Consider the following 13,816-nt stretch of genomic DNA (forward strand, 5'->3'; position numbering starts at 1 on the left):
GTATCTAATCCTTCCTTTGAAGGGTAGCTACGAAAAAGCCGTCCGTTTCGTAGTCATCTGGATAGATTTTCAACACATCCTCTATCCGATCATCCTTCAACTTTTTATCGGTTGGTGTCTTCAACAAGGTAAAATCAGGATTTTCAGCTAAAAAGCGTTCAATCACGCCATCGTTTTCCTGATTTAAAATCGTACAAGTACTATAAACCAAACGGCCGCCTGGCGCTAATCGCTTTGCGGTCGCATTCAAAATCGAAAGCTGTAAGTCAGCGAGGTGCAAAACATCTTCAAGCGACTTTTCATAGCGAATTTCTGGTTTCCGGCGCAAAAGCCCTAAGCCAGAACAAGGTGCATCGACCAAAATTCGATCAAAGTCTTGGTCCAACTTTTCTGGCACCTGTCGAGCATCCAAAGCTTTTGCCTCAACCCGGTCAGCTAAACCAAGGCGTTTCGCATTGGCTTTAATCAACTTAACCTTGTGATCGTGGATATCTAAGGCCAAAACTTTGGCATCCCCCGATAAATACTGGGCAATCTGGGTCGTCTTGCCACCAGGAGCAGCCGCCGCATCCAAAACCAAATGAACGGATTCATCAATGGCTAGTGCCTCAACCGGCAACATGGCGGATTCATCTTGAATCGTAATCAGACCTTCAATAAAGGCTTTAGAAGAAGCCACATGACTACCAGTGACGACTAGTGCATCGGCAGCCACAGCGGAATCTGAAACAAAGAGGCCTTCGGCCACCAAACTTGCCTTTGCACCAGCAATCGTTGTCTTCGCCGTATTAACTCGGACAGACTGGGCCGGTGCTTCATTCAAAGAGGCCAAAATACTCTTGGTCTTATCTTCCCCGACTTGATCCAATAAGGCTTTCACCAGCCAAACGGGTAACGAATAGGAAATCGATAAACGTTCGATTGGATCTGCAATTTTACTTTCATCAAGAAGACCCGTGCGGTCCATATTATGCAAAATAGCCGTGACAAACTTAGCTGTCCCAGCATTTCCAAGGGTCTTAGCCACTTCAATGCTTTCGTTGAAAATGGCATGCTTAGGAATTTTGTCTAGTTTATGCCATTGGAACAATGCCGTCAAGAGCAATTCCTTGACCCATGGTTCTAATTTTTTCCCTTTCACAAAGGGGGCCAACCAGTACTCCAACAATAAGCGGTACTGAATAGTCCCATAAACGAGCGTGGTCAAAAGCCCCTTATCAACTGCTTTAAGCTGATGGCTCTTGATCATTTGGTTCAACTGTAGGTTGGAATACGCACCGTTTTTAATTTTAGCTAGGGTAACAACCGCTAGTAAACGGGGATTTTGACTACTTTTTACTTGATTAGGCATTAACTTCCTCAACGGTGACCCACTGGTCGCCCACTGCATATTTTTGACCGGCACCATTCAAATAGGCGGTAACGGCCATCACACTCTTGCCGGCTGGCTGCAGACCCTCTATTGCTAACTGCGTGCCATCAGCGGCCGCAATCACAAGGTGTTTCTTATCTTTTTTGGTAATCACGCCCGGCTTCGCTGCTGTTTTTTCAGCCAAGGGGGTCGTCTCCACCAGCTTAAAACGTTCACCGCCAACCACGGCATGGGCCGGATGAGTTGGATACAAAGCACGAATATGGCAATTTAACTGTTCAGCAGTCTCTTTTTCAAAGTCTAGGTTTTGCTGATTACGACTGATATTTGGTGAAAAGCTGACCTGGTCAGGGTCTTGGGGTTTTGCTTGGGCTGTTCCGGCTGCCAATTTTGGTAAATTAGCCAAAACTAACGGTGCCGCAACAGCACTCAACTTATCAAACATGGTGCCAACATTATCAGTTGCCTCAATCGGTACCTTGACCACATCAATCACATCACCAGCATCCATTTTCTTGACCATGTACATCAATGAGACGCCGGTTTCTCGGTCACCATTCATGATTGCGTAATGAACTGGTGCACCACCACGGTACTTTGGCAGCAAGGAAGCATGGGCGTTTACCGCCGCTACCTTGGCCGCCTCCAGTAACTTTTCTGGCAGAAATTGTCCAAAAGCAGCCGTTACGATAAAATCAGGTGCCAGCTTTATCAACTCAGTCATTTCAGCTGATCCACTGATTTTTTCTGGCTGCAAGACTGGTAAAGCATGGGCTAAGGCAGCCGTCTTTACCGGACTTGGGGTCAACTTTTGCTTACGCCCCTGTGGGCGATCCGGCTGAGTCACCACAGCCAAAACATCATATTGGGGATCAGCCACTAAGGCCTCTAAAATTGGGACAGCAAATTGGGGTGTTCCCATAAAGACAACGCGATTGGTCATTAACTTCCTCACTAGTTCTGCCGACCAGAATGCCGGCACTTTCATTTATTATAACAAATTCAATCAAAAGACTCATTGACGCTAGCAAAATGCCGATTAAGCACGGTTTATATGGCAGCAAAGCGCCTTACCAAGCCCACCTGTCTCCTCCTTACATAAAGGTAACTGGGTCACGCTTGACCGAAAGTTGGAAGCCGGCTTCCGCCTTTTGTGACCGGTCAACCAAGTCACGCAGCAAGGCATCTGCCTCATGGGGCTTCTTCAGTTTGAGCAGAATCTGGAAATAGTAGCGTCCCTTTAGCTTGGCGATGGCTTGGGGTGATGGCCCCAGCATCAAAACATCCTCTGGCAACTTTTTTCTCAACCAAAGACCGATTTTGGCACTCTGGACCGCCACCAGGTTTTCATCAGGGTGCGAACTCTGAATCTGAATCGTGTAGTAGTAGGGTGGAAATTCACCCGCATGGCGGATAGCCATTTCTTGCCGGTAAAAGCCTTCGTAATCATGGTGCTTTGCAAATGTCAGCGCGTAATGCTTGGGATTAAACGTTTGAATCACAACCTCTCCCGCCCGATTACCTCGACCGGCTCGGCCGGCAACCTGGGTAAGGAGTTCAAAGGTTTTTTCACTAGCACGAAAATCAGGTAAGCCCAGACCCGTATCGGCATTTAAAACGCCAACTAGCGTAACATCCTCAAAGTCCAAGCCTTTGGCTACCATTTGTGTCCCCAACAAAATTTGTGCTTTTTTAGCTCCAAAATCAGCCAAGGCTTGCGCCATGGCCCCCTTCTTCTTGGTGGTATCCTGGTCCAAGCGAATGACCGGGTATTCCGGGAGCACACGGCCCAATTCTTCTTGGACCTTCTCAGTCCCTGTCCCATAGTAGCGGATGCGCTTGGACCCGCAACTTGGACAAATATGTGGGATTGGTGCTTGAAAGTCACAGTAATGACACTTAAGGGTTTTCGTATCCATGTGCAGAGTCATGGCCAAGTTACAATTGGGGTCTTTAGGTACGTAGCCACAATCCCGGCACATTACAAAGGATGAAAAGCCGCGCCGGTTCAGTAACAAAACCGCTTGTTCCCCACGAGCCAAATGATCTTTCAACTTTTCCAAGAGTTCGGTTGAAAAATTGGTATCCCCTTTTTGAACAACTGTCTGTCGCATATCAACAATCTTAACCGGTGGCAACGTGGCCGCTGCCGCAGCCCGTTTTGTTAGCGTCAGCAACCGATAAACACCTTTTTGTGCTCGTGCCCGGCTTTCCAGTGAAGGCGTTGCCGAACCTAAAACAACGGGCGCCTGATGATAGGCACCACGCCACAGGGCCACATCACGGGCAGAATAATGCGGATTTTCACTCTGACTATAGGAAGTTTCATGTTCCTCATCAACGATAATCAAGCCTAAATGAGAAAGTGGTGCAAAGACCGCTGACCGGGCCCCAACCACCACCTTGACCTGACCGGATTGAATTCGCCGCCATTCATCATAGCGTTCCCCGGCAGACAAAGCAGAATGAAGGACTGCAGTTGCATCCCCAAAACGGTCGGCCACCCGTTTTTGCATTTGCGGCGTCAATGCGATTTCGGGAACTAAGAAAAGAACTTGTTTCCCCTGGTCAATCGCCTTTTGCGCTGCCTGGAGGTAAACCTCGGTCTTCCCAGAACCGGTAATCCCCTCAAGCAAAAAGGTCGTCTTTTCCTTGGACGTAATGGCTGCCGTCACGGCATCGTAGGCTTTCTGCTGATCTTCATTTAACACCTTAACCGCTTCAATTTTACCAGAGGCCATCGCTCCTGGACGCCTTTTTTGCTCAACCTGGCGCTTCACCAACCAACCATTTTTAACACCCGTCGTCAATGTTGCCGCAGCAACGTCCACTTGAGCCAACCAATCGCGCTTCGTAAAGGTTTCACCAAGGTGGTCCAGGCAAAAAGCCAACAAAGTAGCCTGACTTTTAGCTGATTGACGCAGCGTTTCTTTCGCATGATCCAATCGGTCCTGGCCACTGGTTACCTGATAGGCCAGTTCCGTTTTAATCCGGCCCTTATTTTCAATCACCGTTTCAATTGATAATTGACCTGCGGCCGCTAGCTGGCGTATCCGCCGCCATTCCTTAGCCGAAAAGTCTTTGGTTTTGACCAAGCGCTCCACTTGACCATCGAAGTAAGCCAGGCGGTCGGCGGGCAACAAGTCTGAATGGGCCCGTAAGCGTTTTTTATAAGATGCCTTTAGAGCGGTTGGCAACATCAGGGCCAAAAAAGAGACTTGGAATGAAAAATTAGTTTGCGCCAATTCATCGGACAAAGCCAGCATTTCCTGGTTGAGAACCGGATGGTCATCCAAGACAGTCAAAATATCCTTAACTTGGTCAACGGCTAAATCAGTTGGCAAGTCAACATCAGTTTTTAACACATAACCCAAAACCGAACGGTGACCAAAGGCGACCAAAACACGCACACCGGGTTGCACTGCAGCTTGAATTTCATCAGGAATTAAATAAGTATACGGCCGATTCGTTTGCTGGGTGGGAACATCCACCACCACCTGTGCATACCTGAGTGCCATCGCGGGTCACCTCCTCTTCTGTCATGTTTTCAATCGTTTACTAGCAATCAATAAAGCTGGAATAAAAAAGACCCGAAACGTTCAGGGCCCTTGTTTTAAACCTTGGTCAAATTGATGCCAACTTTATCTTCAATAATTTCCAAAGCCTGCATATAACGGGCATAATAGCCTGCCGGATCATCGGGTCCTCCCCGACGATCCAAGGCCACTGCCAAGTCAGCATAGCCATAATCCGCAATCACCTGCCAGAGGTGACGGTCAAATTCGGCACTTTCAATTGGATCTGCGCCGTTCAAAACAGCTACCGTTGGTGGAATGACCAAAATTAGGTCTAATTTTTCTTCATGAATGGTATTCTCAAATAGTGGTAACAATTGGGCCAAATCAGCTTTGGGTAACCACTCTCTCGCTTCCACCATGGTCACCATCGCATCTGTATCAAAGAAAGTCAAGCCGTTATTGGCCGGCGAATTAATCTCGGCCGAATTGGCATCGTATTGTCCTTGAATAATCCGTGAATAATCCTTTAAAAGTAATTCACTATCAAAGACATTTGACTTTTCCTGGTAAGTTCGTGAAAATTCTACCGAAAAAGGCGAATTCGATGTTCGCGCTAAGCGCCTGGTTAAAGTTGATTTACCCGTTTGTGGTGCCCCAACGACCAAAATCTTTTTAGCAAAATGGCGCCGAAAAACACGGTTAATAAAGTCCCAGTTGCCTAGGGGGTCCTTACGAACAGCTGTTGCCGACACCTTCAAAATGGTCCGATCCATTAATGAAACACGAAAATGCCCATCTTTTGGCAACATCTTTTCGAGCATTTCCTTATATTCTGCTTCACCTGTATATAGCGTAATCTGTGCCTCAGGGTTCACAATATTTCGGCGAATCGTTGCGGTCAACCGGTCTGTCCATTCCTGCCAACCATTAGGCATCTGAGGGATATCATCTTCATTGATGTAATCAACCTTGATGTTGTCTTCATCATTGAAGGCCTCCCGTAAGTAACGGAACCGCTTTTCAACCGGCAAACCGATTTGATCCCCACGATCACCTGTGTAACCAGAAGTAATCACAACGACCCCATCATTCAGGGCTGCGGCCTTATAAATTTCGGCTTGGTGCCCAATGTGCATCGGTGCCAAGGTTCCAAAAAAAACCCCAATTCGGTCACCTGTTAAGTTTGCTTTAACTAAGTTTTTTTTGACCATCAGTATTCCTAACATCTATTTTATCAAACACTTCACTGGCAAAATCAGCCAGTGCATACTAATTTTATTATACCAAAGATGGTCAAGGGAGAAATAGAAAGGCAATTTTATTACATTTCATCCACTCATTCACCCTCTTTAACCTAAAACATCAAAAAAGACAACATCGGCCTACAGACCATTGCTGTCTCTTGAATTTATCGTATCGTTTATTGATTTTAATCAAACTGATGCGCTGACCATCTCCGAGAAAAGTTGATGTAACCGAGGGTCATCAGACAGTTCCGGGTGAAATGACGTTGCCAAAATATTACCATGTTTAACGGCAATAATCCGGTCGCCATCAATCTTTGCCAATACTTCAACGTCAGTTGCAACCTGCTTTAAGTATGGAGCTCGGATAAAGATACCGGGAAATGGCTGATCAAAACCAGCTACATCGATATTAGCCTGGAAGCTATCTTTCTGCCGGCCAAAACCATTCCGCTCCACTTCACCTTTAATACCGGCTAAGGCATCTGGGCGGGATAAGAGTACCAAACCAGCACAGGTTCCAAAAATTGGCAGTCCTGACGCTACTTTTTCCTGCAGAGGCTTTAATAAAGCAAATTTGAGCAACAAGTTCATCATTGTTGTACTCTCACCCCCAGGAATAATTAGACCATCAACCTGGTTTAAATCTTCTTCTGAGAGAACCTTTTTCCCTGCTACACCAGACTGGGCAAGCATGTTGATATGCTCGTCAACAGCACCTTGTAAATCTAAAACACCAATTACCATCTGCTCGTCCCTTTTTCAATTAGATTCCGCGTGGAGCCATCTTGTCTTCGTCGTGCAAAGTAGCTGTATCGATTCCCTTCATTGGAGCACCCAAGTTCTTTGAAACTTCAGCAATCAAGTGGTAATCCGTTGGGCTAGCCGTTGCAGTCACAATTGCCTTGGCAAACTTAGCCGGATTTTCTGACTTGAAGATACCAGAACCAACAAAAACGCCATCGGCACCGAGATTCATCATCAAAGCAGCGTCGGCTGGCGTTGAAATGCCACCGGCAGCAAAGTTAACCACTGGCAACTTTCCAGTTTCATGAATTTCTTGAACCAAGTCTAATGGTGCCCGCAAGTCACGAGCAATGGCCATTAAATGTTCGGGCTTTTCGTTTTGAATGTGACGAATCTGTTCGTTCACCCTTTGCATATGGCGAACTGCTTCCACAACGTCACCTGTACCGGGCTCGCCTTTCGTACGCAGCATTGAAGCTCCTTCGCCGATTCGACGCAATGCTTCCCCAAGGTCACGGCAACCACAAACAAATGGGACTGTAAATTCATTCTTAGCAATGTGGAAGTTGTCATCGGCAGGCGTTAACACTTCACTTTCATCGATATAGTCAACACCAATACTTTCTAAAACGTGGGCTTCGGCAATATGGCCAATCCGAGCCTTGGCCATTACAGGGATTGAAACCGCAGCCATGATTTCTTCAATCATGGCAGGATCTGACATCCGTGCAACCCCCCCAGCAGCACGGATATCAGATGGTACACGTTCTAAGGCCATCACAGCAACAGCACCGGCTGCCTCTGCAACCTTGGCCTGCTCAACGTTGGCGACATCCATGATGACCCCACCCTTTTGCATCTGTGCCATCCCTCGCTTGACCGTAATTGATCCAGTTTCTTTCATGACAATACATCCTCCACAACCTATTCTAATAAAAAGATTAAAAAATAAATTTCCAAAATCAGTAAAACCGAACTATTGGATAGAATGATTATACCATAAAGGGTATTAGTCTTAATGTTATTATTATTACACATTCATTTAAGCAAAATAGAAACATTTCCTACATTAAAAATGGCAAAAAAATTAAAAATAGCCAAATGTAACTGAAATTCGATTGAAATTTCTAGTTTGAATTGAAATAATCCTTTTTATTTACAAAATTATTGGTTATTTTTCTATTTTTAACCTTTTTTGCAACAAATAAAGACCAAAATAATACAATTTATTCCTTTTTCCCCTGTATTTAGTTCTGCAGTGAATTTAACAAAATCATGCCAAGAGGAAAAAACAATAGTATCCATCAAAATTGATCAAAGGAAAAGCACCCAACGTTACCATTTTGACACTGATAAACATGCAGTTGATTGCTAAGTCGACAGCGAGTACTATCATTAATAGAAGTCTCAAATAAGCCCATGAACCAAAAAAGGAATGGCCCATTCAGAGCAATTTCTTTATTTTTTTCGATTAACAAATCTAGTCCATAACCAGCTTAGAACCATTAAGATTGCAAAACCAGCCACATTAACGATCAAACTATTCAGCCAGCCAAGCAAAGATTGACCGGGCGAAAATAAGTTCACTAATAAAATATAAATAATATTGAGAGCGGTCACCAGAACAATCGCGGCTGTTCGTGGATAAAGGATAGTCAGTTCGGTTATTTTATTTCTCATGTCGTATTATTCCTAAAAAAGATGATCAATACAATTAAAAGCATGGTCCAGAGCATGCGAACCAGGTGATGGTGGTAGTTAATTTTACCACTCAAAAAGCCACGGTAGAATGTTAGTCCCTGTAGTGAAACTAAAATCAAAATACTACTGATTTGAAAAAACAGGTGGTGGGCAAAAACAGCGATAAGGATCAAGACAATATTTAAAAGCAGGTTAATGCCATGCCAAAACTTTTTTTGACTCTTTTCCAAACAAAGCGATTGAATAGAAGCCACAATCATTAATAGCGCGTACAACCCTAGTAAAATTCGAGCAATTATTGCCAACTCCGCTCACCCACCTCTACATTACGTTGGCTTTAGTCTAAAGTATCTCAATTAATTTAGCAATTTTATTGATTGATTTTTGATAGCGTTAACGATCAACCACTATAATGCCAACAAAAAAAACGCCTGAATAGGCGTTTTCACTCATTTTTCGTCAGCTTTTTCACGACTTTCGTGCGATGATTTGACGAACTTTGATTGCTTTTCTAGGCGTTCATCCTGGCGCTTAGCATCTTCAACTTTACGGGCATCCGCCGCTTCAAATTCATGCTTTTTTTCCATAATGATATCCCCCAATTATGCTTATTGACCTTCGAAATTTTTCTTTTCGTTCTCGAATTCCTCGTTGTCGTAGCGAGCATCCTTGTGCTTGGCATCCTCAACACGAGTGTTTGCCTTCTCTTCATGGGCTTCAGCGGCGTGTTCTTGAGCCTGCTTACTTTTTGCCTCTTCAAAAGATTCGCGGTTCTCTTTTGAACCATCACGTAATGTTGCCATCCTTAATTCCCCCTTTTCAATATATTACGATTATAATACTATCGTGACAAATTTTAAAGACAAATGTTAAAAAGATCCAAGTATTTATTTTTCCGACCACGCCCACAGAAAATCAGCCGCACAATAACTTAATCTGGATTCCAATAGAAAGACTTCTATCACTGCCAAACTAACATTTTATTTAGAATACGCTCAAGCTTTAATTTTTCCGATACTTTTTAACCACCCAGTCAACCAACATCGAAAAAACGGTCATAACGGCGAGCCCCAAGTAGAGTGAGGCCCAATAGGATATTGGCTCTTGAGGAGAAATCAAAGACCCAATCAACACGAAAAAAATTCCAAAACTGCGACAAAGAAGGTCGCAAAAGTTCGACGATAGTGCATGACGATTGTTTGCATCTGCTTTCTCCCCAGGGACTGCCCACCTGCTCAAAGTCTCGGTTGCAACTTTTTTCTAGGAACACATACCAGAAAAAATTCGCATGAAATGTTCAATTCAACAAAATTTCGACCGAACAGCAAATTTTTGCCAATAAAGATTAAAAAATAATAAACAACCACTCTTTAATCGCTTTTTATTAGAAAAATATAAAAACAAATGATAAACTTAACCTTAGAAAAGTATCGAATAGTGTCTGAAGACAATTAGGGGGGAAAATTAAAATGGCAAGTGAAAAATCCGCATTTATCTTGGTTTCAATGCTCGTAATCTTAGCACAGGCGCTGATCGTTAAATTTAGTTTGAATATCTGGATCCAATTGATCATCCCCCTGACTTACTCCATCATTCTTGTGATCTGCTTTTTCTTCGTTTTCAAGAGCGATAATTGGATTGCCTTTACCGCACTTTTATTAGCAGGCAATCTCACCCTCTTGGCCACTGCCAAGCACACAACACCTCTTTACTAAATATTCCAAATCAGAATACTCTCAGTGCTACGAAATATGCAGATAAAAAGGTCGAAACAATCTCGTTTCGACCTTTTTATTGTGGATAAACCAAGTGAAACTTTTCCAGGACAATTGGTGACTGATTTTCTCGGAATACTTTGCCTTCCTCTTGGTAGGCGGCAGTAAAAAAATCGTGGTGTACCTGGCGCCAATAGGCTAATGAACGGTCCCCTTCGCCCTCTTGATAGGCATGTTGGGCGTTAACATCCAGGTACTGTTCAATTGTGACAGCATCATTTTTAATAATGCCAACGGGCTGATTCTGCCCATCTAAAATAACATCATACGCGCCAAAAGCAGGTAACGGCTCTTCTTCGTATAAGTCGTAAGCACTCGCAGTGGCCGTTTTAACGCCTTTCAGGACCAATTGAGCGAGATCGTCAGCCGCCGCGCCAAATTGAAAACTAGATTGTAATCGGGCTCCCAACGGAATCACCCCTTCGTCTTTAGCCTGTTGAAAAAATGCAGCTGGTGTCATTTCCTTGTCCTTTTCTAATCTTAAAATTTAAACATTCTTGCTCTCATTGTACCAATTAAATATCTGCCGGTTGCAATCAAAAAGTCAAGAGCAACAACCACGACCGGCAAAAATTGTCACTTCTCTCAATGCTACAATAATGACGAAAAATTAAAGGAGATGACAATGCTTAGTTACCAGCGCCAAACCGAAATCAGAAAACTGGCCGAAAACGCCCATCAGAAAATCATGGACCAAAACATCGACAATGAAAATCTGGCCACCTATTTTAAATCCATTGGCTTAGCCGTAATCAATGCTGATTTATCCGCCTTAAAGACAACCGCCTACATTCTGTATAACATGGATAAAAATCAGCCACAGTTTGTCGTTGAAAACGCCTTAAACCATCGCGACTGGATTTATATGCTAGCAAAGGAACTCGGCCAACTCATTTTAGGTTGGAACTATCAGGTTAACCAAGACAATCACCAGGTAACCGAACAAATCAATCAAAAAGCTGATCAAGTCGACGGTATCGCTATCTTAGACTATCCCTTTGCAGACGATGAATCTCAGCACCAAGTAAACAGGATCAACGAAGCAGATGCTGATTTCTTTGCAGAACATTTCTTAGTTCCTGATGAAACAGCCCAGCCACTCTTACAGAACCTCAATTGGTCATCCCTGACCACTGCCCAACTAATTCAAAAATTTTCATTAATCTACTTTATCAATGATCAAATCGCTCGCAATCGTCTAATCACTTTAATCCAGGAGGTTTATTCAGCCAAATGACCCAAACTAAAAGAAGTCAATTAAAAGAACAAATTATTAATCCAGTGGTCGTCCCCTTTGACGACCAAACCTTACTTGCACAAAAACAAGCAGAATTACTGCGTAGCCATGTTATTAACAATGATACCGCCTCAGCCATCCAAGGGCAGCTGGTGAAGGAACTCAAATCCAAGGCCGCCATGCGGCGCTGGCTCATCGTTTCCATTAGCCTCTACTTTGCACTGGTGACTGTTACCATTTTAGGCATTACGATCTTTTTAGCCGACATTGTCGCCATTAAGGTGCAAAATTATCTGATTACCGGTCTCTTCACCAATCTCATCGGTCTGCTGGTCATCATTTACCGCTACGCTTTTGCCGATACTTCTAAACTCATTCATGATTTGTGGACGTTAACCAGGTAATTAATGGTGGCAACTTTTGTTGAACTCCCATCATGATTACCAATTTTCTTTTGCCGATATCAGATAATCAAACTAGATAACCCGTATGCCTCCTACATGGATAAAAACGGAGGACATTTTTGAAGAACACAGTCATAACAAAATATTTGTCATTCAGTCACAAGTATTCAGCTACAACCATTTTTATGGGACAGCCCTTAGTACCATGTTCTACTAAAAAATGCACGGAACATATTCCCGTACACCGATGAATTTTTCTCCAATAAACTGCTTTCAAATTGCTAAATGAACTTCATTTTCAGAATAAAGAACTGCCTCACCGCTCAGCTTAGTTCGCTTCCCCTCATAATCACAGTGCAGGACACCAGATCGCGGTGAAGCCTGGTAAGCAACTAATTGGTGCTTACCTAATCGTTCTGACCAATAAGGTGCGATATGGCAATGACCACTGCCGCAGACAGGGTCTTCGTTAATTCCTAGCTTAGGCGCAAATGACCGTGATACGCAATCATACTTGTCATCCACAATAGCCGTAGCATGTTGGGCCATGCCAGCTAATTTTTTTAATTTTTCCATATCTGGATCCATCCCGGCAATTGCCGTTCCCTTTGGAAAGACACAGACCAAATCACGACCAAGGTAAGCAGCATCTGGCCGAGTACCATAGGCTTCGGTCATAACTTCTGTTACTGGGACTGCCTTCAAATCGTAAGTGGGAAAATCCATCTCATACAGATTATCCCTCTTTGTCACTTTTAAATCACCACTCATGGTATTGAAAACTACGGACTGCCCGTCTTTTGGAGCTGCCTTTTGGAAAACTAAGAAGCCGGTCGCCAAAGTAGCATGACCACAAAGGTCAATCTCACCAGCTGGTGAGAACCACCGCAAATCGTAGTGCTTATCGTCTTTTTTAACGGCAAAGGCTGTTTCAGAAAGCTTATTTTCCATGGCAATATTTTGCATCATTTGATCACTGGGAAAATGATCAACAAAAAGGACTGCCGCTGGATTACCTTTAAAAATCTCACTTGCAAACGCATCAACAACATAACTTTTTACCATGGCTGTTCCTCTTCCAAACACAATTAGAATTCCTTTAATTTGCATCATTCTAGCACAGTTAAACTGATTTAACAGACATTACCTCAGCTTTCCTGACATCAACTAATCGTGTGTTCGGATTCCTGCCAGCGAAATGCTTCTGTCATTCAGTCCAAAAAACGGTCCGCAAAGCAAATATGCGGGCCGCTGTGTTTTGAAGAATATTTTACCTGAAAAACGGCTGTCAATATCTCTTATTTTTTGCTGACGAACCAACCCGTCATCGCAATTAGAGCAAATAAAATCCAATAATATCTTGCCAAAAACTCCCAACCATTATTAATTGGTCGATGTTGCCATTCGCGCCATCGGTGATTTTCGTGCCAGTCTTTGTCGGCTTCATCTTCCTCAAAAAATTTTTTAGCACGGTCTTTCACTGAATTGGTTAATGTTGATGATTGTTGCTGGCCAAATAGGACCTCTTCGACCGGTACTTGAAAGTAATCGGCAACAGATTGAATTTTGGCCAAATCTGGTGTGACCTCCCCAGTTTCCCACTTTGAAATTGTTTGCCTAGTGACATACAATTCGTTGGCCAAGCTTTCTTGAGATAAGTTATGTGCTTTTCTCAAAGATAATAGGTTTTCATTAAAGGTAAATTCCATTGTGCCTCTCTCTTTCATTTCCATTAATCCTAGTATACTAATTTACTAAGAAAGCACTAGCAAAAGCGATTAATATTTGTGCAATTTTAACGGGCATTTAGTCAATTAC

The 13,816-nt window shown here is 43.5% G+C and carries 14 protein-coding genes; 3 read left to right on the forward strand and 11 right to left on the reverse strand.

Translation table 11 applies throughout. The features are described from left to right. Positions 1-4: 4 nt before the first annotated feature. The 8 genes from rsmB to ACSYSR_RS01145 form a co-directional block, all read right to left on the reverse strand. Positions 5-1,351 (reverse strand): 16S rRNA (cytosine(967)-C(5))-methyltransferase RsmB, encoded by a 1,347-nt coding sequence (gene rsmB, locus ACSYSR_RS01110; RefSeq protein WP_489816360.1) that lies wholly within the window; start codon positions 1,349-1,351, stop codon positions 5-7. Then, positions 1,344-2,315 (reverse strand): methionyl-tRNA formyltransferase, encoded by a 972-nt coding sequence (fmt, locus tag ACSYSR_RS01115; protein WP_489816359.1) that lies wholly within the window; start codon positions 2,313-2,315, stop codon positions 1,344-1,346. Before fmt ends, rsmB begins: the two co-directional genes overlap by 8 nt. Before the next feature lie 151 nt (positions 2,316-2,466). Next, positions 2,467-4,890 (reverse strand): primosomal protein N', encoded by a 2,424-nt coding sequence (gene priA / locus ACSYSR_RS01120; RefSeq protein ID WP_489816358.1) that lies wholly within the window; start codon positions 4,888-4,890, stop codon positions 2,467-2,469. A gap of 95 nt (positions 4,891-4,985) precedes the next feature. Next, on the reverse strand, positions 4,986-6,101 hold the full coding sequence (locus ACSYSR_RS01125; RefSeq protein WP_489816357.1) for an AAA family ATPase: 1,116 nt from the start codon (positions 6,099-6,101) through the stop codon (positions 4,986-4,988). A gap of 222 nt (positions 6,102-6,323) precedes the next feature. Beyond that, positions 6,324-6,881 carry a pyridoxal 5'-phosphate synthase glutaminase subunit PdxT gene (pdxT, locus tag ACSYSR_RS01130; RefSeq protein ID WP_489816356.1) on the reverse strand — a complete coding sequence of 186 codons (558 nt, stop codon included), beginning with the start codon at positions 6,879-6,881 and terminating at the stop codon, positions 6,324-6,326. 19 nt (positions 6,882-6,900) lie between these two features. Then, positions 6,901-7,785, reverse strand: a complete 885-nt coding sequence (pdxS, locus tag ACSYSR_RS01135; protein WP_489816355.1) for a pyridoxal 5'-phosphate synthase lyase subunit PdxS — start codon at positions 7,783-7,785, stop codon at positions 6,901-6,903. A gap of 1,246 nt (positions 7,786-9,031) precedes the next feature. Further along, positions 9,032-9,169: a hypothetical protein gene (locus tag ACSYSR_RS01140; RefSeq protein ID WP_252774178.1), complete on the reverse strand. Its 138-nt coding sequence runs from the start codon at positions 9,167-9,169 to the stop codon at positions 9,032-9,034. A gap of 21 nt (positions 9,170-9,190) precedes the next feature. Continuing rightward, positions 9,191-9,385, reverse strand: coding sequence for a hypothetical protein (locus tag ACSYSR_RS01145; protein ID WP_252774179.1), 195 nt, complete (start codon positions 9,383-9,385; stop codon positions 9,191-9,193). A gap of 666 nt (positions 9,386-10,051) precedes the next feature. On the opposite strand from ACSYSR_RS01145, the gene ACSYSR_RS01150 reads away from it, so the two are divergent. Continuing rightward, positions 10,052-10,297, forward strand: a complete 246-nt coding sequence (locus tag ACSYSR_RS01150; protein WP_252774180.1) for a hypothetical protein — start codon at positions 10,052-10,054, stop codon at positions 10,295-10,297. 76 nt (positions 10,298-10,373) lie between these two features. Here the strand turns inward: ACSYSR_RS01150 and ACSYSR_RS01155 are convergent, their stop codons facing one another. Next, positions 10,374-10,817 (reverse strand): ASCH domain-containing protein, encoded by a 444-nt coding sequence (locus ACSYSR_RS01155; protein ID WP_489816354.1) that lies wholly within the window; start codon positions 10,815-10,817, stop codon positions 10,374-10,376. 165 nt (positions 10,818-10,982) lie between these two features. On the opposite strand from ACSYSR_RS01155, the gene ACSYSR_RS01160 reads away from it, so the two are divergent. Both ACSYSR_RS01160 and ACSYSR_RS01165 read left to right on the forward strand, forming a co-directional pair. Next, complete coding sequence (locus tag ACSYSR_RS01160) at positions 10,983-11,594, forward strand: hypothetical protein (protein ID WP_489816353.1); 612 nt, start codon at positions 10,983-10,985, stop codon at positions 11,592-11,594. Continuing rightward, positions 11,591-11,998, forward strand: a complete 408-nt coding sequence (locus ACSYSR_RS01165) for a hypothetical protein (RefSeq protein WP_489816352.1) — start codon at positions 11,591-11,593, stop codon at positions 11,996-11,998. Before ACSYSR_RS01160 ends, ACSYSR_RS01165 begins: the two co-directional genes overlap by 4 nt. Before the next feature lie 273 nt (positions 11,999-12,271). On the opposite strand, the gene ACSYSR_RS01170 is transcribed toward ACSYSR_RS01165, so the two are convergent. Both ACSYSR_RS01170 and ACSYSR_RS01175 read right to left on the reverse strand, forming a co-directional pair. Then, positions 12,272-13,063, reverse strand: a complete 792-nt coding sequence (locus ACSYSR_RS01170; RefSeq protein ID WP_489816351.1) for a PhzF family phenazine biosynthesis protein — start codon at positions 13,061-13,063, stop codon at positions 12,272-12,274. A 233-nt stretch (positions 13,064-13,296) separates the two neighbouring features. Then, positions 13,297-13,707, reverse strand: a complete 411-nt coding sequence (locus ACSYSR_RS01175) for a helix-turn-helix transcriptional regulator (protein ID WP_252774185.1) — start codon at positions 13,705-13,707, stop codon at positions 13,297-13,299. Positions 13,708-13,816 lie beyond the last annotated feature (109 nt).

The sequence above is a fragment of the Fructobacillus sp. ESL1096 genome, from assembly GCF_058511985.1.

Excerpts from the sequence above, each read along its gene's own strand:
- ACSYSR_RS01155 (WP_489816354.1), bottom strand. The coding sequence starts at position 10,817 with ATGACACCAGCTGCATTTTTTCAACAGGCTAAAGACGAAGGGGTGATT.
- ACSYSR_RS01175 (WP_252774185.1), bottom strand. The coding sequence starts at position 13,707 with ATGGAATTTACCTTTAATGAAAACCTATTATCTTTGAGAAAAGCACAT.
- ACSYSR_RS01160 (WP_489816353.1), top strand. The coding sequence starts at position 10,983 with ATGCTTAGTTACCAGCGCCAAACCGAAATCAGAAAACTGGCCGAAAAC.
- ACSYSR_RS01145 (WP_252774179.1), bottom strand. The coding sequence starts at position 9,385 with ATGGCAACATTACGTGATGGTTCAAAAGAGAACCGCGAATCTTTTGAA.
- ACSYSR_RS01165 (WP_489816352.1), top strand. The coding sequence starts at position 11,591 with ATGACCCAAACTAAAAGAAGTCAATTAAAAGAACAAATTATTAATCCA.
- pdxS (WP_489816355.1), bottom strand. The coding sequence starts at position 7,785 with ATGAAAGAAACTGGATCAATTACGGTCAAGCGAGGGATGGCACAGATG.
- pdxT (WP_489816356.1), bottom strand. The coding sequence starts at position 6,881 with ATGGTAATTGGTGTTTTAGATTTACAAGGTGCTGTTGACGAGCATATC.
- ACSYSR_RS01170 (WP_489816351.1), bottom strand. The coding sequence starts at position 13,063 with ATGGTAAAAAGTTATGTTGTTGATGCGTTTGCAAGTGAGATTTTTAAA.
- ACSYSR_RS01140 (WP_252774178.1), bottom strand. The coding sequence starts at position 9,169 with ATGGAAAAAAAGCATGAATTTGAAGCGGCGGATGCCCGTAAAGTTGAA.
- ACSYSR_RS01125 (WP_489816357.1), bottom strand. The coding sequence starts at position 6,101 with ATGGTCAAAAAAAACTTAGTTAAAGCAAACTTAACAGGTGACCGAATT.
- rsmB (WP_489816360.1), bottom strand. The coding sequence starts at position 1,351 with ATGCCTAATCAAGTAAAAAGTAGTCAAAATCCCCGTTTACTAGCGGTT.
- priA (WP_489816358.1), bottom strand. The coding sequence starts at position 4,890 with ATGGCACTCAGGTATGCACAGGTGGTGGTGGATGTTCCCACCCAGCAA.
- fmt (WP_489816359.1), bottom strand. The coding sequence starts at position 2,315 with ATGACCAATCGCGTTGTCTTTATGGGAACACCCCAATTTGCTGTCCCA.
- ACSYSR_RS01150 (WP_252774180.1), top strand. The coding sequence starts at position 10,052 with ATGGCAAGTGAAAAATCCGCATTTATCTTGGTTTCAATGCTCGTAATC.